Raw genomic sequence first — 21,852 nt, 5'->3', positions numbered from 1 at the left:
AGGATGACGAACGCAGGTGGGATCGCCGTGGGCACGTCGGCGGTCGGAATCGACACCGACGGCTCGCTGGCGAGGATCGTCGTCGTGGCCAGCGCCGACGACAGCGCGGCGGTCATCAGAAGACCACCCCCGTGACCTCGAAGACGACGCGCTCGACCAGCGCGAGGAACACCATCCCGCGGGGGGCGACGCCGAGCGCGACGGCCCCGGCGACGGCCGCGGTGATCGGGCCGAGCATGAACCAGGTGCTCTCCGCGCCGAGTACGCGGCGCTCCCAGCCCGAGGCCGGCGGACCGCCGTGGTGGTCGTGGTCGTCGTGATCGTCGTGATCGTCGACGTCGTGGTCCGCCTCAGCTTCCCGGGCCGCGTCGTCGTCGGAATCCGCGTCGAGGTGATCGCTCGGATTCCGGTCGACCGCGTAGTCGCCCTCGATTCGGGCCTCGATCTCGACCTGGCTCTCCTCCTCGGACGGTTCGACGTCCGGCTCGACCCGTCCGGCGGCGTCGACCGGGACCCCCGACCCGGACTCCTCTGGCGTGTCGACGAACGCCTCGGGGTCGATCTCCTGATCGTCGAGGGTGCCGTCGGCGGTCCGCCCGTCGACTTCGTCGGCGGCGGTCGGGCCACCGGTGGCGTCGCGGTCGGTCCGTTCGTCGGTGGTGCTGCTGTCGTTCCGTTCGTCGCTGGCGTCGTCGACGCCGTCCGAATCGTCGCTCGGCCGCTCCCCGCCGTCGGCGCGAAGCCGCGCCCCGCCGATCGGGAACTCGACGAGCGGCTTGGCGTCCGAGTCCTCGGGCGTCTGGAAGAACGCCTGGTAGACGATCGGCCAGAAGTAGCCGATGTTCAGGAGCCCCGAGGTGAGCAAGACCAGCGCGAAGATCGCGGTTCCGCTGTCGATGCTCCCGATCAGGAGATACCACTTGCTCACGAACCCGGCGAGCAGCGGGAGGCCGGCCATCCCGAGGCTGGCGACGCCGAAGGCGGCCATCGTCAGCGGCATTCGCTTTCCGATTCCGGCCATATCGCTGATGTCGTCGGTGTGGGTCTCGACGTGGATCGCGCCCGCACAGAAGAACAGGGTGAGCTTCATAAACGCGTGCGCCGGGATGTGCAGCAGGCCGCCGATCAGGGCGGCGGGCGAGAGCAGTCCCAACCCCAGGACGATGTAGGAGAGCTGACTGATCGTCGAGTACGCCAGCCGGCGCTTCAGGTTGTCCTGTCTGAGCGCGATGACGCTCGACACGACGATGGTCACCGCCGCGAGCGCCGCGAGCGGGAGGCCGACGCCGAGTTGGGCGACGGTTTCCGGACCGAACACGTCGAGGACCACGCGAGCGATTCCGAAGACGCCGCTCTTGACGACCGCGACCGCGTGCAGCAGCCCCGAGACGGGCGTCGGCGCGACCATCGCGTCCGGGAGCCACGAGTGGACGGGGATGAGCGCGGCCTTCACGCCGAACCCGCCCGCCAGCAGCGCGAACGCCGCGCGGGCGAGGAGGGGATCGGCGGCCGCCAGGTCGGCGATGCCGCCCGGCGTGAACGCGACCGTGCCGGTCGTCCAGAAGACCAGCACCGTCCCCGCCAGCACCGCGACGCCGCCGCCGAAGGTGTAGGTGAGGTACTTCCGCCCCGCGGCGCGCGCGGTGTCGCTCTCGTCGTGGGCGACGAGCGGGTACGTCGCGACGGTCAGCAGCTCGTAGAAGACGTACAGCGCGACGAGGTTCGACGCGAACGCGACGCCGAGCGCCGCCCCGACGCTGCCGGCGAACGCCGCGAAGTACCGCGTCTGGGAGTGCTCGTCGAGGCCGCGCATATAGCCGATGCTGTAGAAGCTCGTGATCAGCCAGAGCGCGCTCGCCAAGAGCGCGAAGATCATCCCGAGCGGGTCCGCGCTCAGCGTGAGGTCGACGCCGGGGACGAACGTCCCCAGCCGCGAGACGTGCACCGTCCCCGACAGCGCCGCGGGCACGAGGCTGGCGACGATGCCGAACGTCGCGAGCGCGGTGAGGATCGTGAAGCCCTCTCGGACGTTGGGTCTCCGGTGCGATGCGACGATCGTGAGAATGCCGAAAGCGGGGAGCAACACCGCCGCAAGCGGCCTGAGAGAGTCGATTTCGCTCATTCGAAGTACACCTCCAGAACCGGTTCGAAGACGGAAACGAGATCGGACGCGAACAGCCCGAGGACCACCGCGCCGACCGCGGCGGCGACGACGACGAGGCGGGCCTCGGTCGATATCCCCGAGCCCGCCGACGGGGTCGCCTCCGAACCGCCGTCGGAGGCCAGCACGCCGTCGCCCGCGGCGTCAGCGGACGCGTCGGCGTCGACAGCCTCGGGCGCGTCCCGGAAGTACATCCGCTCGACGACGCGGGCGAAGTACGCCAGCGTGAGCAGCGTGCTCACGACGGCGACGCTCGCGACGCCCCAGCGGCCGCCCTCGACCGCGCCGAGGACGATGTGCCACTTGCCGGCGAAGCCGACCGCGGGCGGGACGCCGACCAGGGCGAAGGCCAGGACCGCGAACGCGGCGCTCACGACCGGCGCGCGGTCGGCGAGGCCGGCGAAGTCGTCGACGGTGCGACCGCCCGCGACGCCCGCGAGCGCGCCGACGCCGACGAAGAGGCCGGCCTTCATAACCGCGTGGCCGACCAGGTGAATCAGCCCGCCGGTCACGGCCGTCGTGTTCGCGATGGCGAAGCCGGCGATCACCAGGCCGAACTGCGCGACGGAGGAGTACGCCAGCATCCGCTTGAGGTCCGACTGGAGCACGGCGAGCACCGAGCCGACGACGACGCTCACGGCGGCGAGGATCACGAGCGCGTCGAGCGCGAAGGGGACCGCGGCGTCGAAGGCGGGCGTGAACACCGCGTATATCACGCGGAACAGCGCGTACGCGGCCGCCGTCGAGACGAGCGCGGAGATGTAGGCGGTGACGCTGTCGGGCGACTCCGCGTAGGCACCGGGCTGCCACGTGTGCAGCGGGAAGAGCGCGGCCTTCACCGCGAGGCCGACGACGAGGAGGCCGAAGCCGGTCAGCACCAGCGGCGAGTCGTAGCCGACCGAAGGGATCGTCGCCGCGAGGTCGGCCATGTTCAGCGTCCCCGTCGAGATGTAGAGGTAGCCGACGCCGAGCAGGTACAGCGACGCGCCGATCGTCCCGACGAGCAGGTACTTCAGGCTCGCCATCGCCGCGGCGGGCGAGCGTCCGGTCGCGACCAGGGCGTACGTCGCGAGACCCGTGATCTCGATGAACACGTACAGATTGAACAGGTCGCCGGTGACGAAGACGCCCGAAACCCCCGCCGTGAGCAGCAGCAGGCCGCTGTAGAACCCGCTGGTGTGCGGCCCGGCCGTCCGCGCGTAGACGACGACCGCGAGCGTCACGGCGGAGACGAGGAGGACGAGCGTCGCCGAGACGCCGTCGGCGACGAGTTCGATGCCGAACGGCGGCGCGTAGCCGCCGACGGCGTAGGAGAACGAGCCGGTGGCGAACACCCGAGCCGCGACCGTCAGCGACAGGCCCAGGTGAACGAGCGCACCTAGCGCGGCCGCGACCCAGCCGCTCCGGTTCCACGCGGTCCCGACGGCGATCGGCCCCAGCGAGAGCACGATCGGGACGACCACGAGCAGCGCGATGGCGTCAGTCATTCAGCTGCACCTCCCGGATCGCCTCCTCGTCCAAGGTCCCGTAGGCGTCGTAGACGCGGACGACGAGCGCCAGCGCCACCGCCGTCAGGCTGACCCCGACGACGATGGCCGTCAGGATGAGCACGTGTGGCAGCGGGCTCGCGTAGGGTCCGGAGCCGTGGCCGACGAGCGGCGGGGCCGCGCCGTCGACGTAGCCGCTGGTGACGAAGAAGAGGAAGATTCCGACCTGGAAGACGTTCAGGCCGATGACCTTCTTCACGAGGTTCGAACTCGCCGTGACGGCGTACAGGCCGATCCCGACGAGCGCGACGAACACGAGGTAGTTGTAGTGCGTCGCGAGGAGGTCGATCACGCGCGCTCACCTCCCGTCGCCGCGTCGGCGTCGGCGGCACCGTTCGACGCCGCCTCGCCGCCGTTGTTCTCCGCGACGACCTGGAAGTCGCCGCGCGCGAGGCTGAAGAAGAGGCTGATCAGCACGCCCGAGACGACCGCGCCGATGCCGAGTTCGACGAGTTCGATGCTGTACTTCACGCCGTCGGTCCCGAACCCGTACGCGGGGTACTCGAGGAACGCCCCGCCCGCGGCCAGCGCACCGAGGCCGATGAACGCGAACGTCGCGCCGCCGACCGCGATCGTGATGCGCATAAGCGGGCCTTCGAGCCACGCTCGGGTCGGTTCGATGCCGAACGCGAAGGCCAGAAGCAACACCGCGGCGGCGACGATGACGCCGCCCTGGAAGCCGCCACCCGCCGAATCCGCCCCGTGAAACATCACGAACAGTCCGAAGGTGAAGACGAACGGGACGACGATACGGACGGTCGTCATAATGATCGTGCTCTCGACGTAGGTTCCGTTTTGTTCGGATCCACTCATACGTAGGCCTCCTGTCGAAGGACGAGAAGGACCGCGACCCCGGCGGCGATGACCACCGTCGCCTCGCCGAGCGTGTCGAACCCGCGGTAGGCGGCCAGCACGGCCGTCACGGCGTTCTCGACGCCGGTCTCGGGGTAGGCGTTCTGCAGGTAGTACTCCGTGATCCGCGACGTCGCGACGGCCGAGTCGGCCGAGCCGACGGCGGGGAGCGACCGGACCGTCGCGAGCAGCGTCCCCACGAGGACGGCGACGACCGCGACCGACCGCCACTCGACCCGTTCGATGAGTCGCTCCCCCCCGGGCCGGACGGTCTTCGCGATGGTCACGAGGAAGAAGACCGTCGTGATGCCGGCACCGACGGCCGCCTCGGTCAACGCGACGTCGGGCGCGGCCAGGAGAATCCACGCGACGGCGATGCCGAAACTGAACGCCGCGAACGCGATGATCGCGTTGAGGACGTCCCGGAGGAACGTCGCCGCCAGCGCGGCGAACACCGAGAACGTGAGCGCGGCGTAGAGCGCGATCGACTCCATCGTCACTCCTCACCCTCCGTTGCTTGCAGTGTGGCGTCGTCGGTCGTCCACGGCGTGATCTCCTGATCGTACGCCGCCCGCGTGATCGCGTGGGCCGCGGTCGGGTTCGTCACGAACAGGAACACCCCCAGGATCGCGGTCTTCGCGACCGCGAGATCCGCCCCGAACACCAGAGCGACGCCGCCGAGCGTCAGGATGATCCCGAGGGTGTCGCTCTTCGAGGTCGCGTGCGCTCGCGTGTAGAGGTCCGGGAGGCGGATGATGCCGACGACGGCAACGAACCCGAAGAACGTCCCCGCCGCGACGAGCAGGATGACGAGCAGTTCGGTGATCGTCATCTAGATCACGCCCCCGCGCTCGACCGTGAACTTCGAGATGGCGATGCTCATCAGGAAGTTCAACATCCCGTAGACGAGCGCCACGTCGAGAAAGCCCGGCTGATCGAGCGCCGCGGCCAGCAGCGCGAGCACGACCACGGCGTTCGTCCCGATGGCGTTCACCGCGATGACGCGGTCCTGCATCGTCGGCCCGGCGACGATCCGGTAGACCAACACGATCGCGAACAGGACGAACGCGCCCGCCGCGACGAGGAGCACCGTGTCGACGAGTCCGGACGCGGCCATCACTCCGCACCTCCGTCCGGTTCCGCCTCCGACGGCCCCGTCTCGGCCGGCGGTGCCTCCCGCTCGGACTCCGCCCGTTCCTCGGCGTCGGCCTCGCTCTCGACGGCCGAGATGCTGCCGCGCTCCGTCGGCGTCGGGATCCGTGCGCCGCCGCGGCCGTAGTACACGAACCGGACCGCGCGTTCGAGGCCGCCGGCGGCGAGGTCGTCGCGGGCGCTCCCGGTCAGGGTGTGGATCTTCAGGCCGTCGCGGTCGACGTCGACGGTCAGGGTCCCCGGCGTGAGCGTGATGCTGTTCGCGAGCGTCGTCACCGGCAGACCGCCCCAGATGGCGGCCCGGAACCGTCGCATCTCGGGCTCGATGGGGAGGTCAGGGTGCAGAATGATGTAGGCGATCGAGAGGTTCGCCTTCACGATCTCCCAGACGAGATACGGGACGAAAAGCCCCAGTCGAAGCACGCGCATCGTGCTTCGCCGGAGGGACGGAGAGGTGACGAACGTGACGTTCGAGAACACGGTCGCGGCTAGGAACGCCGTCAAGCCGCCCGTCGCGAGGTTGAACGGCGTCAGCGTCCCCGCCACGAACAGATAGAACGCGTAGGTGACGCCGAACGTCGCGATCCCCTTGGAAAGCGTCGTTCGGGAGACGAGGCGTGTCCGGGTGGTCTGGCGTTCGACCGGTGCCTCCTCGACGGTGAGGTCCGAACGCGTGAGTTCCACCTCGAACGGTCGGAGCATCGGGGCGTTGCCGCCCGGTTGATACTCCGGATCGACGACGACGCGGGCGAGATCGAACTCCCGGGCGTATTCGACGAGCACGCTCGCGAAGTCGCCGGGGCTGAACAGGTAGCGGTCGGCCCCGACGATCGCGGTCTCGATTTCGACCGGGAACTCCTCGTCCTCGTCGGAGTCGAGGTCTTCCTCGGCCCAGACTGTCACCCGTTCGAGCAGGTCTCTCGCGGCCACCGAATCGTCGCGAGCGTCGCCGTCGACGGTGCGCCAGCGGGCGGGGTACACGAAGTGGACGCTCGCGTCCTCGCCCGCCTCCGCGCCGGATCGGGCCTCTCGGAGCGCGTACGCGACGGTGTTTCGGACGGTCGAGGACTCGCCGACCGGAACGAGAATTCGAGAACTGCCGGTGCCCATCAGCCACCACCTACCTCGATCGATGCCGACCGTTGCCCGTCGGACTCTCGGCTCATACGTTACTGTCCCGTTACTAAGGGTGTCAAATACGTCTTCCGCTCTCCGTCCACTACGTTATCGAATCGACAAGGTATTTTTAAAATAATGTGCGAATCCGTCCGATTTTGTATGATATTCGCGAGCGGAGGCGTCGTTGAGCGCTCGTCTCCGGTCGCGAACCCCCAGTCGACGCGGATACCTGCACGCGGGAACTGTACCGAGTTAGGACTGCGTGAAATGGGCCGTGTTAGAAGCGCGGGAAATGTACCGTGTTAGCCTTGCTCGATACGGATTTATCTCCTCGACGAACGTATCGGATGATATGAACATCAGTGGATTTTTGCGAGAAGACAACGCGGTCTCCCCCGTCATCGGCGTCATCCTGATGGTCGCGATCACGGTCATCCTCGCGGCCGTCATCGGTGCCTTCGTGCTGAATCTCGGCCAGGGACTCGACCAGCGCGCCCCGCAGGCGAGTTTCAGTTTCGACTACGCCGACGATTCCGTCGACGTGACCCACGAGAGCGGTGACACGATCGACGCCGATCGACTGAACGTGACCTCGTCGGCCTCGATCGACTACGCGAACTCGGAGCCGTTCGCCGACTCCGTCGGCGCTGGCGACACCGCGACGTACGACCTCGACACGGGCCAGTGGTCCGGCGAGACCGTCCGCGTCGTCTGGGAATCTGCAGACGGATCCTCCTCGGCCACGCTGAGCCGATCCACCGCGCCGACGATCGACTGATACTGATTACTCTCACTTTGGACCGCCGAGCGCCACCCCCGCTGACGGCGCTCGGCGGGAAGAGACGAGAGTAATCAGTATGAGCGACCCGACGCCGGTTAGCTCCGTACGGCCGAGCGGTCCCCGTTCGACCGTTCGTCCGGCCTGACGCCTGCCGTTCGTGTCATCCGGCGACACGAACCGTGTCCCGCCGTGTACCGGCGGTACCGAACCGCCAGTTTTTATTTTGGACCCGGAGTACCGTCGACATGGACCAACTTCGGCAGTCGCTCCTCGAAGCCCCGATCATCGAGAAAGGCGAGTACGAGTACTTCGTCCACCCGATCAGCGACGGCGTCCCGATGCTTCGGCCGGAACTGCTCAGAGAGATCGTCATCAGGATCATCCGGAAGGCCGAGATCGACGACGTCGACAAGATCGTCACGCCGGCGGCGATGGGGATCCACATCTCGACTGCCGTCTCGCTGATGACCGACATCCCGCTGGTCGTGATCCGCAAGCGGCAGTACGGCCTCGACGGCGAACAGCCGCTGAGCCAGCAGACCGGCTACTCCGAGAACGAGATGTACATCAACGACGTCGAGGCCGGCGATCGCGTGCTCGTCCTCGACGACGTGCTCTCGACCGGGGGAACGATGCGCGCGGTGCTCGACGCGCTCGATCACATCGGCGCGGACATCGTCGACACCGTCGCCGTCATCAAGAAGGCCGGTCCCAACGAACTCGACGACAGCGGCCACCACGTCAAGACGCTGATCAACGTCCGCGTCGAGGACGGCGAGGTCATCATCGTCGACGAACACGGCGACGACTGAGCCGGACGATCCGGACGAGCCGCCGGTGCGCATCGGGCGCTGGCGGACCGAAGACGCTCCGACCGGGATACCGATTCGGGTAATACGAGCGACAAACCCCGCGATTTTGCCGGAGTGATCGAAGAGTATTTGAACGGATAGTCGCACGTAGACGCTATGCCATCCGGTAGCGATCCAGCGGCTGCGGGACCGAGCGGACTCGCGCGCCGGTCCCGCCGATCCTTTCTGACGCTTCTCGGTCTCGGCGGTTCGACGTCTCTCGCGGGGTGTAACGCCCCGGCGGGTGGCTCCAGCGCGACCGACGGCCCAGCCACGGGCGACGGCAGCGCACCCGAGCGTCCCGACTACGTGGAGGGCACGGCGACGGGAGCGCAGACCCTGAACTTCCTCTCCGTCGACGACACGCCCTCCGCGAACCGGATCGAACTGGCCCTCGACGGCGCGTACGCGATCACGCCGGAACAGGACGTCTTCCCGCTGTGGGCGGACATCTCGACCGACGAGGGGCGCGTCTACACGGTCGAACTCCGCGAGAACCTCGAGTGGGGTGCGGGCTACGGCCGGATGACCGCCGAGGACTGGGTGTATATGATCACCGAGGTGTTCCAGGCCGACCCCAACTGGGCGGGCTTTCCCAACCCCGGCGACTGGCGTCGGGGCGGCGACCCGATCCCGGTCGAGAAGACCGGCACGCGATCCTTCGAGATCCGGCTCCCGTCGGTCGATCCCGCGTTCCCGCTCCGGCCGGTTATGTGGGGCGCGTTCTGTATGCCGAAGGGGCTCATCGAGCGATACCGCCCGGACCGAGACCAGGAGGGGCTCCAACAGGACGAAGACGTGCAGACGCTGGCGTACGCCGGGAACCTCGGACCGTACAGCTTCGAGCGCTGGGACCGCGGGTCCGCGTTCGTCGCCGTCAGAAACGACGACTACTACCTCCGCGAGGTCGAGGACGTCCCCGAGGAGTGGCGGGAGGCCCCGTACTTCGACTCCTACACGTACGAGGTCGTGCCCGAGGAGAGCAGCCGGATCTCCGCGCTCCGCTCGGGGGAACTCACCGCCACCGACGTCCCGGAGACGAGGGTCGAGCAACTCGAAGGGCTCGACGACGTCGACGTCAGGGTGTTTCCCCAGGCGTATATGACCGCCCTCATCTACAATCAGCGCGCCAACGGGGCCTTCTACGAGGCGCTTCGGAAGCCGGCCGTCCGCCGAGCGCTGGCGTACGCCGTCGACAAGCGATCGATCGTCGACGACGTCCTCCGGGGGTACGCGACGGTCGCGCACACGTTCCAGCCGACGTTCTCGACGTGGTACGCCGACGACGAGGTGACGGAGTACGGCGTCGGCGACACCTACAGCCACGAGCGGGCGCGGGAGGGCCTCGCCGCGAACCTCGGGTCGACGCCGTACCGATACGACGGCGACCGCGTCGTCGACGAGGCGGGCGAACAGGTCACGCTGGACCTGGTCTTCGCCCAGGGTTCCCAGGCGGTCGAGACGACCGCGCAGGTGGTCGCCCAGGAGTACGACGCGATCGGTCTCGACGTCGAACTGTCCGGCAAGCAGTACGGGGCGATCGTCGAACAACACCTCTACAACAGCTGGCAGAGTGACGGGGACCCGCCCTGGGGCGCGGGGCCGTACAACGGCGGCCCCCGAGACGGGTCGGTGAGCCAGGAGCCGTGGGACCTCGTACTCGGCATCACGTTCAACACCTACCCGCGGACGCCCTCCGCGATCCGCGGCTTCACGGTCGAGCGCGGCGGCATCAACTTCTACGGGTACGTCCCCGAGACGGACTTCGGTCCCCTGTTCGAGGCGGCTACGAGCACCGTCGACGAGGACGCGCGCCGGGAGACGTTCGAGGAGATATTCGGCGCGCTCTCGGCGGAGCAGCCGTTCAACTTCCTCAATATGGGCGTCGAGATCGTCGGCTACGACAGCGCCGTGGCGGGGCCCGAAGAGGAGTTCGGCTACACGTGGGACCGGAACACCTGGCGACTCAACCGACAGTGAACTGAGCGCAGCAGACACCGGACCGAGAGCGAATCACAGATGGGACTGAAACGGTACACCGCGCGTCGGATCGCGTGGGCGGGCGTCGTCGCCCTCCTGATCCTGACGATCACGTTCGTCCTCCTCGAACTCGCCCCCGACTCGCAGTTGGCCCGAGTGCAGTTCCGGGCGGCCGCGAGCGGTGAGAGCGCCGAGGCCGCCGCGGACGCGTACGCCCGGCGGCGAGGCCTCGACGGACCGCTGTGGGAGCGCTACCTCGAATACCTCGCGAACCTCGCGAGCGGTGACTGGGGCTGGTCGGACACCCGATCACAGCCGGTCGCCGAGGCGATCCTGACGGCGCTCCCCTACTCGCTGATGTACACCGTTCCCGCGGTCCTCGTCTCGACGACGCTCGGCATCGCGATCGGCCTGTACTCGGCGTTCAATCAGTACACGAAAGCCGACTACGCGGCCACGTTCGTCGCGTTCTTCGGCGTCAGCATCCCCAACTTCTGGTTCGGGATCGTGTTGCTCCTGCTCTTCGCGGTCTACCTCGGCTGGGTTCCCGTCCTGTTCGACGCGGAACTGGCCCGCACGCGGACGTTCTCGCTGGCGAACGCCCGACAACTGGCGCTCCCGGTCTTCGTCCTCGCGACGAGCGCGATCGCGAGCACGATGCGCTACGCCCGCGCCGAGGCGCTGGAGTACGTCCGCGCGGCGTTCGTCAAGACCGCGCGAGCGAAGGGGGCACACGAGTGGCGGGTTCTCACGCGCCACGTCCTCAGGCCGACGCTCGTGCCGCTCTCGACGATCCTCGTCGGCGACCTCCTCGGCGTGGTGCTCTCGGCGTCGTACCTCGTGGAGGTCGTCTTCGGCATCCCCGGTCTCGGCCGACTCAGCCTCGAAGCCATCCGGCGGCAGGACACCGCCCTCGTGCTCGGCACGACCCTCGTTCCGGTGTTCGTCGCGGTGATCGGCAACCTCCTGCAGGACCTCGCGTACGCGGTCCTCGACCCGCGCATCGAGTACGGTGATCGCCGATGAGTGACGACGGCGTCGACCGCTTCGACGGAGACGACTCGCGGGGCACCGACGACTCAGGTCGCGAACGCTCCTCGGAGTCAGACGACTCGGGACGCGAACGCTCCGCGGACCCCGACGACCCACGTCGCGAACGCTTCGAAGACGTCGACTGGGACGCGATCGGCGAGGACACCGGCGGCGTCACGCGGACTCGACTCGCTGCGGGCGTCGCTGTCGGCCTCTACGCGCTCGCACTCGCCTACGACCTGGTCGTCGCCGGCGCGGACCCGACGGTCGCCTTCGACGCGGGCGTTCCGTGGCGCGCGGCCGGCGCGAGCCTCGTCTGGGACGTGACCGCCGTCGACTGGCTGTTCGTCGCGACGCTGCTGGTCGCCGGCTTCTCGCTCGCGCCGCTGGCGCGGAACCGGCGACTGACCGCGCACTACTGGCGGCGGTTCCGGCGGCACACGCCCGCGGTGCTCAGCCTCTGGTATCTCCTCGCGATCTTCGCGCTCGGAACCGTCGGGACGGTCGTCATCGACCAGCCGTCGCTCGACGTCGCGGCCGCGTACCAGCCGCCCGTCTTCCTGAGCGTCGACGCCTCGGTCCCCACCGAATGCGTCGGTCCCGTCGTCGAGGGTCGGTGTCGCGGCACCTGGACGTATCCGCTCGGAACGACGGGAAACGGGAGGGGACTCCTGACGCTCGCGATCTACGGAATGCGCGTCAGTATGCAGGTCGGACTGATCGCGACGCTGATCTCGATCACGATCGCGACGGCCGTGGGGACGACGGCCGCCTACACCGGCGGATGGGTCGACGAGGCCCTGATGCGCTACGTCGACGTTCAGCAGACCTTCCCGACGTTCTTCCTGTTCCTGTTTCTCGCGTACCTCTTCGGCGGGAGCCTGTTCGTGTTGATCCTGATCTTCGGCGTGACCGGCTGGGGAGGAATCGCCCGAATCGTCCGCAGCGAGGCGCTCCAGCGCCGGGAAGAGGGTTACGTCGACGCGGCGCGGATCTCGGGTGCCTCGTCGCTGTCGGTGATCCGTCGGCACGTCGTCCCGAACGTCTCGAACTCGATCGTCACCGCGGCGACGCTGAACATTCCGTTCCTCGTCCTCTCGGAGGCGGCGCTGTCGTTCATCGGTCTCGGCGACGTGACGCTCCCCTCGTGGGGGCAGACGATCGCCGCGGGCCGCGGCGACCTCGGGACCGCGTGGTGGATCTCGACGGTCCCCGGGCTGTTCCTGTTCGCGACGATCCTGGCGTTCAACTTCCTCGGCGACGCCCTCAGAGACGCGCTCGACCCGCGGCAGGAGGTGTGAGGGGAACCGCCGAGACACCGGGCTCTGCAAGCGCCGCGGACTCACTACGAGAGCGGCGCTCCGGTTCCGAGGCGGACGCGCCGAACGGCCGCCTCGACGGTGACCCGCAGGCGGCCGGCGCGGGTCCGCCCGCCGGTCACTCGATCAGGAACTGCGGTTCGGCGACCCGCTCCGAGCGGCACTCCGGACACCGCGAGGGGTCGTTCAGCGCGTCGTCGAAGCCGTCGAAGCCGCACGCGCGGCACTCTGGCGGCGCGACCAGGAACTGCTCGTCGGAGTCGGCGCTTCCGATCGTCTGCGCGACGTGTTCGACGTGCCGGTAGACGGCGGATTTCGGAATCCCCACCGCAGTCGAGAGTTCGGGCGCATCGTGCGGCCCCGTCCGAAGCGTGTCCGCGATCAGTTGCCGTGTCGTCGCCTCCTCGCCCGGTTCGACCATACTCGTCGAAGGGGTGCGACGGATATATACTGTGGGCCTCGACCGCGACTCTCGGTCGCGTTCGACGCGGCCAACCGAATACGGTCCCCGGCACTCGACCGCCGAAACGGAACCGCCTCGACGTCGCTGGACCCCGTCTCGGTGCCTTGGGAAACACACTTGACACTCCGGACAGAGAGTTCAGATATGAAGGCTGTCGTCCTCGCAGGCGGGTACGCGACGCGTATGTGGCCGATCACCAAAGACCGGCCGAAGATGTTTCTCCCGGTCGGCGACGGCACCGTCATCGACATCATCTTCGACGACCTCGAGACCGACGACCGAATCGACGAGGTGTTCGTGAGCACCAACGAGCGCTTCGCCGACGATTTCGAGGCGTTCCTCGCGGACGCCCCCTACGAGAAACCGACGGTGTCGGTCGAGGAGACCGTCGCGGAGGACGAGAAGTTCGGCGTCGTCGGCGCGCTCGCCCAGCTCATCGAGCGCGAGGGCGTCGAGGACGACCTCGTGGTCATCGCCGGCGACAATCTCCTCTCCTTCGACGTCTCGGAGTTCGTCGACTTCTTCGAGTCGAGCGGGACTCCGTGTCTCGCCGCCTACGACGTTGGCTCGAAGGAGCGGGCGAAGTCCTACGGGCTCGTCCAGTTGGATGGCGACCGCGTGATCGACTTCCAGGAGAAGCCCGACGACCCCCAGAGCACGCTCGTCTCCATCGCCTGCTACGCGTTCCCCGCCGAGACCCTCCCGGACTTCGAGACCTACCTCGCGGACGGCAACAACCCCGACGAGCCCGGGTGGTTCCTGAAGTGGCTCCAGGAGCACGGGACGGTCAAGGCGTTCACGTTCGACGGCGCGTGGTTCGACATCGGGACGCCGGAGAGCTACCTCGAGGCGGTGTCGTGGCACCTCGGCGGCGAGACGTACGTCCACGACGACGCCACCGTCGAGAACTCCGAACTCGGGGCCAACGTCCACGTGATGGCCGGCGCGTCGGTGACGGACTCCCGCCTCGAACGGTCGGTCGTCTTCTCGGACGCCGTCATCCGCGACGCCGACATCCGGAACACCATCGTCGATAAGGACACCCACATCGAGAACCTCGACCTCTCGAACGCGCTGATCGGCGCGCACTCGCATCTCGAATAGCGCGCCGCGCGTCGCCACTCGACCGAAGTTTCTCTTCCGGCGATCCGGACCCGTTACTCCCGTCCGTCGTCGGGCACCGTGTACTCGCCGAAATCGTCGACCGTGCCCAGCGGCGGCGCACCGAACATCACCCACGTCTGCGCGGCGTCGTCGCTCTCGTTGCGGACGCTCCGGGTCGGCTCCGGACCGATGCGGACGACGCCGCCCGGCGCGACGTCGTAGCTCTCCCCGTCGACTTCGACCGATCCGCCGTCGAGGGCCACGTACACCTCTTCCTGCCGTTCGTGGGCGTGCGGAGTCGTCTCCTCCCCCGGTTCGAGCGTGACCGTGTTCACGCGCATCTCGGTGCAGCCCAGCGCGTCGGTGAGCTTCCGGTGGAGATTCCCGGATTCGGGGAACCGTTCGGCCTCGATCGTTTCGGGGTCGACGACGCTGTAATCGGCGTCCATACCGCTACTTCGATACAGATCGGTATAGTCGGCCGGGTGGAGTTTGAAACGCCTTCATTCGGGGTTTCCGAACTCCCGAATTCCCGAGCTCCTGAGCTCGCTGCCGTCGCTCTCGCCGACGAGCGTCACTCCCCGAGCCGTGCGTCCGTCACGCGGATATGTCCGCGCGTCCCCTCCCACACCGTCTCGTACTCCAGTTCGATCGGGCGGTCCATGTGCGGCCCGTCGGTGACGAGCGTCTCGAACTCGCCGCCCTCGCCGAGGACGTGCACGCCGTACTCTTCGTTGAGCGCTGTCAGTTCCGCGAGCGCGTCGGCGTCGAGCGTCCGACCCAGCCACGACTCGTCGAGGCCGCGCGCGGCCACCTGGACGATCCGGATCTCGAAGCCGGCGTCGAGCATCTCGTCGGCCAATTCCCGTGGATCGCGCTGCCACAGCGGCGCGAAGAGATCGATGCCCAGGCGGTCGCACATCCCGCGAATCCGCGAGGTCTGGAACTCGCTCTCGACGGCGCCGGCCGTGACGCCTGCCAGGTCGCCGTCGAGGCCAGCGTCGAGTTCGACGAGCGCGGCTTCGAGCGGTTCCAACTCTCTATCGCCCTGCGCGCCCGCGTCGTCGACGTCGGCGGCGTCGAGATCGCCCGGATCGACCTCCACGAGGTCGATGCCGATGCTCTCGGCCGCGAGGCCGGCCAGCCGCGTCTCGGGGACGTGGTACATATACGAGTCCTCGCCGGGATGAACCGTCAGGAGGTGCGAGACGTTCAGTCCCTCCGCAAGCGCGCGATAGAGCGCCCACGAGGAGTCCTTGCCGCCGGAGAAGAGGCTCACCCAGGATCCGGAGTCGGTCATTGCTCCCGCTTCGTCGCCGGCGTACAAACGGACACCGGTTCAGCGCTCCTCGTCGGGGCCGTCCCGGTCAGGCTCTTCGTCGGGGCCGTCGTTTTCAGGCTCCTCTTCGGTTCCATCCCCGGCTCTGTCGCGGCCGATCCCTCCACTGGCCGCCCCGACGGACGCGTCCGGATCGGGTTCCGCACCCGCGACGTGCTCCCGGCTCGCGCGCTCGGCCTCGATGCCGGCCATCTCCCGTCGGTCGCGGACCTCGTCCTCCTTCGCGGCGGCGAGGCGCTCGACCGCCTCGACCAGGCGGAACACCGCGAGGACGAGCAGCCAGGCGATGTAGATACCGGCGGCGATCCCGACGAGGACGAACCACAGGAGGATCTGTGCCGCGATGACGAAACTGTACACGAACGTGACGAGGAGGACGACGGCGGCGGCGAGTTTGACGCGGTCGGACAGCGGTGGTGGAAACTCGGAGGGCATAGCGCGCGATTTCGGCCACAGCGATAAGTAGGTTTTCCGTGCCCGCGGCTGTGGCCGCCGTCACTCCGGCGTCGCCCGCGGCCCGGCGGATCCGGACCGACCGGCGCGTCCCCGTTCGTCGTCACCGTCGGGCGTCCGTTCCGTCAGGTTTGGGGGTCGTCGTCGACCCCGTGGTCCATCTCCGGCACTTCGGCTTCGAGCCACTCGCGGAACCACTTGACGCGCGTGAGCCGCTTGTGGGCGATGCTCTCTGCGGCGTCGGAGTTGACCCGCTCCGTGGCGTCGTGGCCGCGTTCGAGCACGCGCTCGACCATCTCGGCGGCGTCCATGTGCGTCCGGGCCTCGTAGCCCATCCGGAGCAGCATCAGCGCCGTGCCGTTCGCGCCGACCTTGTCGAGGATGTCGGCCTCGATGAGGCTCTGGGTCTCGAGAGAGACGTCCGCGAGCGGCCCCTGGTAGGAGTGGTCGGCGACGACCTGACACACCTGCTCGACGAACGACTGCGGGAAGTCGCCGTGGGCCTCCAGGTACTCGCGCGCGACGCGTGCGCCCTCCTCGGCGTGGACCTCCTGGTCGGCTTCGAGCTTCGAGATGTCGTGAAAGAGCGCGGCGACGCGGACGACGTCGACGTCCGCGCCCTCGCGCTCGGCGATCCGGGTCGCGATGTCGACGACGTTCAGGATGTGATTGAAGCGGTACTCGGCGCTGTGCCAGGGGTACCACCGCATCCGACCGCCGTGGTCTTCGCTCTCGACGCTCGCGGCGAGGTAGTCGCGGACGAACCGCTTCATCTCCTCGAATTCCTCGCCGTCGACCGTCGACTCCTTGATTTCAACGCCCACGGGACCACCTCCGTTCCCCGTTGGTGGGGGGTCCCACGACGTCCGCATTCGCGTTCGAGTTCATTACCCGATAGAATGGCTCTTCGGTTCTTAGGCGTTACGACGAGGGGAGCGCGCCGCCGTCCCCGAATCGGGCCTCACAGACCGATCTGCGGGGGGTGATCGTTTCGCGTGGCACCGCGTACGAATTGCTCCCCGAACGCCGACAGTTCCACCCCGCTCGACCTCGTCACTGTCGACGGGAGACGAACAGCGCCACCGTCGTCAACGCGCCCGCCGAGACGAGGACGTCGAAGCCAAACAGCCGACTTCGCAGCGTCTCCTCGCCCGCGTCGTCGACGAAGGTTCCAAGCACGCCACCGAGGAACCGCCGCGTCGAATCGAGTACGGACCCCCCGGAATCGGCCTCTCCGCTCGGCGTCGCGGGTTGCGCCGTCGGCGTCGCGCTCGCGCTGTCCGCTGCGGCCGCCGCACCGCCTCCGCTCCCGCCGTTGCCTCCGCCCTGGCCACCGCCGCCACCTACCATTCGGTTCGTCGAGGTGACCACGGACGCGTTCGGCACGACGGCCCCGACCACGCCGTCGACGAGGAGTTCGTCTCCGGGTGCGATCACGTCGACCGCGGAGGTCAAGGTGAACCGATCGCCCCGTCGCTGCGTGTCGAAGTCGACGCTCACGTTCCACGCTCCGCTCGGGCCCACGACGGCCCGCTTGGTCTTCAGCAACTGCCGGTCGGTCCCGTTCGCCGAGCGAATCCGGAGTTCGAACTCGGTCCCGGGGGCGACGTTCGTCGTTCCCCCGATGGACTGGTTCGTCGCGTTCTCGACGACGATCGGGTCGTCGACGGTCGACACCCCGGCGTCGAGGAGTTCGTACTCCCCGGTGAGCGTCCGGTTCTCGACACTCTGTCCGTTGTAGGGCCAGCCGGCGGCCACCGTGAACGCGGCGGCGCGCGACTCGCCGGCCCGGAGACCGACCGCCTCGGTGCTCTCGTAGGCGATGACGTAGGTGTCGTTTGCCGGATCGGCGACCACGCTCGCGTTGCCCTCGTCCGGCACGTACCGGCCCCCGTCGTCACTCGACGATGCCGTTCGCCCGGTGAGGTTGCCCTCGCTCGTCTCGACGCGAGCGACGTCGAACGCGTACAGCGAGTCGTCGCCCGCTCCCGAGAGCGCGAAGAACGCTTCGGTCGGCGTTCCGGGCCGGCGAGCGAACTCGCCGGCGAGGCCGGGGACGACCACCCGATGGACGACGACGTCGCCGACCGCGACCTCGGCGGTCCTCGTGAGTCGGTGCCGGTCGATCGCCTCCGCAACGACGTCGCGGGTCGAAAACGCCGACCCGGCCGGCGCGACCCAGGTAGTGAGGTTCGTCGGCGCGGCCGGGAGGACGACCAGCGTCCCGGTGTCGGTGACGGTCGCGTTCGAGTCCGTTCCCGGTCGGACCGCGAGGCTGTAGTTCCCCGGTTCGATCGACTCCGCCAGGTTGTGACCGTCTGCGAACTCGGCCCCGCGGATCGCGTCGGTGCCTTCGTCGCCGGACGCGTTCTCCCGGATCGCTCCGAAGACCGCACCGCCGTCGGTCGGGATCGTCTCCGCCCCCGCCGCCGCGGCGGTGTTGAACCGCACTCCGACGGTGCCGTCCCCGTTGCCGTCGACGACCGTCGCGTTCGCACGGAACCCGTTCGCGTCGCTGCCGACGGTCACGGCCGCGGTCTCGGTGTTGTCCAATTCGACGGCGAAGGCGGCGACGTCGCCGGCGTGCTCCTCCACGACGGGAGACCGGAACGACGCGTTCAGCTCCTCGGCGGGGTCCTCGACTACCGGCGGCGACGGAGACAACGACGTCTCCTCCGCATCGTCCACGCGGATACGAGCGGACTCGACCGTCGCGCCGGATCCGGCGTCGACCACCTCGACCGTGTAGCTTCCGGGTCCCGCATCCGCGACCGTCGTGGCCGCGAACTCGAACCGCGCGGTCCCGTCGTCGCCGAGCGTCACGTCCGTTCGCTCGACGACATCGGAGCCGTCGTCGTCCGAACGGAGGACGACTTCGAGGACGCGACCGGCGGCGTCCGCGTCGACCGTTCCCTCGATGGGGTCGGCAGTCGTGACGGTTCGGTCCGCGACGTCGGCAGTCAGGTCCAGTTCGGGGAGCGCCACGTCGAGTCTCCGGTCGACCGATCCGTCTTCCAGCGCGGTCTCGATCGTGTAGTTCCCGCTCCAGTCGCGCGCCGCCGTGTCGAACGCGAACACTTGGCTGCCTGCTCCGGTCTGCCCGGAGAAGACGACCGTCCCGCTCCCGTCTTCGACCGCGAACGTCTGATTCGTATCGACGGAGCCGTCGTCCGTGACCAACGCCAGTGTCGTTCCCGCGTAGGCGCTCGCCTCCCCGTCGTCCTCGCCGACGGCCGCGCCCGCGACGGTCACGTCCACCGATCCCGGTTCGATCGTCTCGGTGTCGATCGAGTCGTTCACGGCGTCGATCTCGACGGTCATCTTCGATCGCGGATCCACCGGTGTCCCCGAACTCAATAGGACCTGCCCGTCGGTCGACCCGTTCGCGTCGAGCGTGTATCGGTCGGTCACGTCGGCTCCGTCGACCGTCACGGTGAGGTTGTCCGCGAGCGTCAGCGCCCCCGATTCGCCGCTCGCCTTCGAGACGTCTTCACTGAAGGGAATTTCGACGACGCTCTCGGAGTGGGTCAGCGCCGTTCCCGCGAGGTTGGCGGTGGTGAACTGCGTTACCGAACCCAGCGTGAGCGGCCCTGGGTCTTCGTCGGTGGTCTCATCACCAATAGATGCAGTTGTTGTTCGATCTTCGTTCTCACTTTCATCAGAGTACGTTCCAGTAATTGTATCTCCATTCGTAATATGTAGAACTCCATTACTGTCTGATTCATTTATTTTAAAGCTACCTTCAAAACGACTGTCCACGCTATATGAAACATTAACAGTCTCTCCACGTGTATATCCGATCGAATCATCTTCATCAGAGTCAAAAGCTAGTTCTAAATTGACAGTTCCATCACTATTTCTTGATATACTTGAAATACCTCCGGAGCCATCCAAATTATTACTGTATACAAAATCTGAATTTGTTATCTTATTGTCTCCGTTGACATCGGCCACCGAATGATTTGTAGTAACCTGTCTAGTTCCATCTGCGATATCCTCACTAAGAATGCTTTCCTGCAATTCGGTATCTGATTCGATGTTGACGACATAATCCTCTGCCGTCGACAGATCCGCATCGTCGACGACGACAGTGACGGTGTCCCCGCCTGCGTACGTCGTCGCGCCGAAGCTAATGCTCCCCTGTTCGGCGGCGACGGACGCGGAAAACACGCCTGTCCCACCGAGAAGGCCGAGAGTCAGAATCGTCACGAGAACTGCTGCACGAACGCGGTTCGAATCTCCTGTCATACATTGATCGGCAAAAAATCCACAGTCGGCGAAACTGCTCTGCACATTCCATCGCCGGGTCGCTCGACTCCCGTCGGTCACCGGCGCTCGAATACAACGGCTGGCGTGACCATCGCTGATAGCACCTGAGCGCCGCCCAGTTGCCCAGCAGCACACGTGCGCGGCTGAGAGTCCGCTCTTGTCTGTCGATTTTCAACCTATCTAGACCGAATAAAATTCCGTATAAGTAGCCTCGTTTTTAATTCTCAGTAGTGATATTTTAATTGTCTGGCTGTAATAATTTTAAATCTGTTGCTATGAAAATAGAGCGTGTCGAGAACCCTTGAGCGTTCGATGCCGTCGAAGCACCGGTCGAGTACCGACTGGTGTCCGACCCACGTCGCGAGGTGTCCCAGGCGGCGTCCGACGTTCGGATCTTGGTAGCGACTACGGCGGCACCGACGCTTTCGTCAGACACGCGATAGCTGCCTTCTGAAACCGACCGATCGGCACTCAGTGAGGTTTACTCTGGCCTCTCCGGCGACCGAGAGCCAGTTCGCTCACCACCCTTCGAACTTATCGCGCCGGTACAGATCGATCTCGTGGACCGTCGATCGATCTTGGGACGCGGCGAAGACTATGGCGTTCGCGATCTCTTCGGGTTCGGTAACCTCTTCGGGTTCGAACCGTTCTTCGAGCGAATCGCCCTCTTCGCTGCCGAACTCGGTCCGGACCTCGGTGGGGTTGACGACGCTGACGCCGATGCCGTCCGGACCGATCTGCCCCTCGACGCTGTGTGCGAAGCCGCGGACCCACCACTTCGTCGCCGCGTACATCGGATTCGTGGGTCGGGGGTACTGCCCCGCGAAACTCCCGACGAACACGAGGTTCCCACTCGTCTTTCGTAAATGCGGTACCGCCGCCTGCGTCGCGAAGAAGACGCCGTCGACGTTCGTCTCCATCATCAGGCGGTACTCCTCGCTCGTCGTCTCTTCAACGTCGCCGCCGACGCCGAGCCCCGCGTTATTCACGAGGATGTCGAGTCGGCCGAACGTCTCGACCGTCGTCTCGACCATCGACTTAACCGCCGTCTCGTCGCGAACGTCTGTCGGGACGACGAGCGTCTCGGCGTCAAACGACGATTCGAGCTCGTCGGCGATCTCTTCGAGTCGTTCTCGCCGCCGCGCTGCGAGGGCGACATTCGCTCCCTCGCGTGCGAGAGCGCGCACCGTCGCTTCACCGATTCCAGCGCTAGCCCCCGTGACGAGGGCGACGTTGTCCTCTATGGTCACGTCTACGACCTCTTCGTCGAGTGACTTGAGTCCTCGCTTGATCGGCTAGTACAGTGCAGACGAGGCAGAAGCGGAGCGGCGGGCCTCAGCCCTACCGGATGTCAATTATCGGCCAACAACTGCTTATCTGAACACTACGCCAGGCTAGGGAGTCTGTATGAATTTTGAGTCTCACCGGCC

The 21,852-nt window shown here is 67.1% G+C and carries 21 protein-coding genes; 6 read left to right on the top strand and 15 right to left on the bottom strand.

The features are described from left to right. Positions 1 to 115: 115 nt before the first annotated feature. From NO360_RS12165 to NO360_RS12130, 8 genes are read right to left on the bottom strand one after another with little or no spacing between them, the layout of a single operon-like run. Complete coding sequence (locus NO360_RS12165; RefSeq protein WP_256308075.1) at positions 116 to 2,122, bottom strand: cation:proton antiporter; 2,007 nt, start codon at positions 2,120 to 2,122, stop codon at positions 116 to 118. After that, a complete protein-coding gene (locus NO360_RS12160) occupies positions 2,119 to 3,648 on the bottom strand; it encodes a proton-conducting transporter transmembrane domain-containing protein (RefSeq protein WP_256308074.1) in 1,530 nt (509 codons plus the stop codon). The genes NO360_RS12165 and NO360_RS12160 overlap by 4 nt, the downstream gene beginning before the upstream one ends. Continuing rightward, positions 3,641 to 4,000 (bottom strand): cation:proton antiporter subunit C, encoded by a 360-nt coding sequence (locus NO360_RS12155; RefSeq protein WP_256308072.1) that lies wholly within the window; start codon positions 3,998 to 4,000, stop codon positions 3,641 to 3,643. The genes NO360_RS12160 and NO360_RS12155 overlap by 8 nt, the downstream gene beginning before the upstream one ends. After that, on the bottom strand, positions 3,997 to 4,521 hold the full coding sequence (locus NO360_RS12150; RefSeq protein ID WP_256308071.1) for an MnhB domain-containing protein: 525 nt from the start codon (positions 4,519 to 4,521) through the stop codon (positions 3,997 to 3,999). The genes NO360_RS12155 and NO360_RS12150 overlap by 4 nt, the downstream gene beginning before the upstream one ends. Further along, on the bottom strand, positions 4,518 to 5,054 hold the full coding sequence (locus NO360_RS12145) for a DUF4040 domain-containing protein (protein WP_256308070.1): 537 nt from the start codon (positions 5,052 to 5,054) through the stop codon (positions 4,518 to 4,520). The genes NO360_RS12150 and NO360_RS12145 overlap by 4 nt, the downstream gene beginning before the upstream one ends. 2 nt (positions 5,055 to 5,056) lie before the next feature. After that, complete coding sequence (gene mnhG / locus NO360_RS12140; RefSeq protein WP_256308069.1) at positions 5,057 to 5,392, bottom strand: monovalent cation/H(+) antiporter subunit G; 336 nt, start codon at positions 5,390 to 5,392, stop codon at positions 5,057 to 5,059. After that, positions 5,393 to 5,677 (bottom strand): cation:proton antiporter, encoded by a 285-nt coding sequence (locus tag NO360_RS12135; RefSeq protein ID WP_256308068.1) that lies wholly within the window; start codon positions 5,675 to 5,677, stop codon positions 5,393 to 5,395. It lies immediately after the preceding gene. Then, the gene (locus NO360_RS12130; RefSeq protein WP_256308067.1) at positions 5,677 to 6,822 is read right to left on the bottom strand and encodes a monovalent cation/H+ antiporter subunit E; all 1,146 of its coding nucleotides are present in this window, start codon (positions 6,820 to 6,822) and stop codon (positions 5,677 to 5,679) included. Before NO360_RS12130 ends, NO360_RS12135 begins: the two co-directional genes overlap by 1 nt. Positions 6,823 to 7,183: 361 nt before the next feature. Between NO360_RS12130 and NO360_RS12125 the strand changes: the two genes are divergently transcribed. The 5 genes from NO360_RS12125 to NO360_RS12105 all read left to right on the top strand — a co-directional run bounded on the left by NO360_RS12125 (position 7,184) and on the right by NO360_RS12105 (position 12,776). After that, positions 7,184 to 7,609, top strand: coding sequence for a type IV pilin domain-containing protein (locus tag NO360_RS12125; RefSeq protein ID WP_256308066.1), 426 nt, complete (start codon positions 7,184 to 7,186; stop codon positions 7,607 to 7,609). Positions 7,610 to 7,857: 248 nt separating this feature from the next. After that, entirely contained in the window at positions 7,858 to 8,424 is a 567-nt protein-coding gene (gene hpt, locus NO360_RS12120; RefSeq protein WP_256308065.1) for a hypoxanthine/guanine phosphoribosyltransferase, read from the top strand. A 156-nt stretch (positions 8,425 to 8,580) separates the two neighbouring features. Further along, positions 8,581 to 10,443, top strand: coding sequence for an ABC transporter substrate-binding protein (locus NO360_RS12115; RefSeq protein ID WP_256308064.1), 1,863 nt, complete (start codon positions 8,581 to 8,583; stop codon positions 10,441 to 10,443). Positions 10,444 to 10,488: 45 nt separating this feature from the next. After that, on the top strand, positions 10,489 to 11,469 hold the full coding sequence (locus tag NO360_RS12110; RefSeq protein ID WP_390281769.1) for an ABC transporter permease: 981 nt from the start codon (positions 10,489 to 10,491) through the stop codon (positions 11,467 to 11,469). Continuing rightward, complete coding sequence (locus tag NO360_RS12105) at positions 11,466 to 12,776, top strand: ABC transporter permease (protein ID WP_256308062.1); 1,311 nt, start codon at positions 11,466 to 11,468, stop codon at positions 12,774 to 12,776. The genes NO360_RS12110 and NO360_RS12105 overlap by 4 nt, the downstream gene beginning before the upstream one ends. A gap of 136 nt (positions 12,777 to 12,912) precedes the next feature. Here NO360_RS12105 and NO360_RS12100 read toward each other — a convergent pair whose 3' ends face one another. Next, a complete protein-coding gene (locus NO360_RS12100; RefSeq protein WP_256308061.1) occupies positions 12,913 to 13,215 on the bottom strand; it encodes a transcriptional regulator in 303 nt (100 codons plus the stop codon). A 186-nt stretch (positions 13,216 to 13,401) separates the two neighbouring features. Here NO360_RS12100 and NO360_RS12095 point away from each other — a divergent pair, with 186 nt between their 5' ends. Further along, positions 13,402 to 14,361, top strand: a complete 960-nt coding sequence (locus NO360_RS12095) for a nucleotidyltransferase family protein (RefSeq protein WP_256308060.1) — start codon at positions 13,402 to 13,404, stop codon at positions 14,359 to 14,361. Positions 14,362 to 14,414: 53 nt separating this feature from the next. Here the strand turns inward: NO360_RS12095 and NO360_RS12090 are convergent, their stop codons facing one another. From NO360_RS12090 to NO360_RS12065, 6 genes are all read right to left on the bottom strand, one after another. Beyond that, positions 14,415 to 14,810: a cupin domain-containing protein gene (locus NO360_RS12090; RefSeq protein ID WP_256308059.1), complete on the bottom strand. Its 396-nt coding sequence runs from the start codon at positions 14,808 to 14,810 to the stop codon at positions 14,415 to 14,417. Positions 14,811 to 14,935: 125 nt separating this feature from the next. Next, positions 14,936 to 15,661 carry a diphthine--ammonia ligase gene (locus NO360_RS12085; RefSeq protein ID WP_256308058.1) on the bottom strand — a complete coding sequence of 242 codons (726 nt, stop codon included), beginning with the start codon at positions 15,659 to 15,661 and terminating at the stop codon, positions 14,936 to 14,938. A 39-nt stretch (positions 15,662 to 15,700) separates the two neighbouring features. Next, positions 15,701 to 16,135, bottom strand: coding sequence for a Yip1 family protein (locus tag NO360_RS12080; protein ID WP_256308057.1), 435 nt, complete (start codon positions 16,133 to 16,135; stop codon positions 15,701 to 15,703). Positions 16,136 to 16,278: 143 nt separating this feature from the next. Further along, complete coding sequence (locus tag NO360_RS12075) at positions 16,279 to 16,977, bottom strand: HD domain-containing protein (protein WP_256308056.1); 699 nt, start codon at positions 16,975 to 16,977, stop codon at positions 16,279 to 16,281. Positions 16,978 to 17,206: 229 nt separating this feature from the next. Continuing rightward, positions 17,207 to 19,585, bottom strand: a complete 2,379-nt coding sequence (locus tag NO360_RS12070) for a DUF7827 domain-containing protein (RefSeq protein WP_256308055.1) — start codon at positions 19,583 to 19,585, stop codon at positions 17,207 to 17,209. 1,355 nt (positions 19,586 to 20,940) lie between these two features. After that, positions 20,941 to 21,672: an SDR family oxidoreductase gene (locus tag NO360_RS12065; RefSeq protein ID WP_256308054.1), complete on the bottom strand. Its 732-nt coding sequence runs from the start codon at positions 21,670 to 21,672 to the stop codon at positions 20,941 to 20,943. Positions 21,673 to 21,852 lie beyond the last annotated feature (180 nt).

This window comes from Halobellus litoreus, from assembly GCF_024464595.1.
Taxonomy (GTDB): Archaea; Halobacteriota; Halobacteria; order Halobacteriales; family Haloferacaceae; genus Haloquadratum; species Haloquadratum litoreum.
This window is presented reverse-complemented; position numbering and strand designations above follow the sequence as displayed.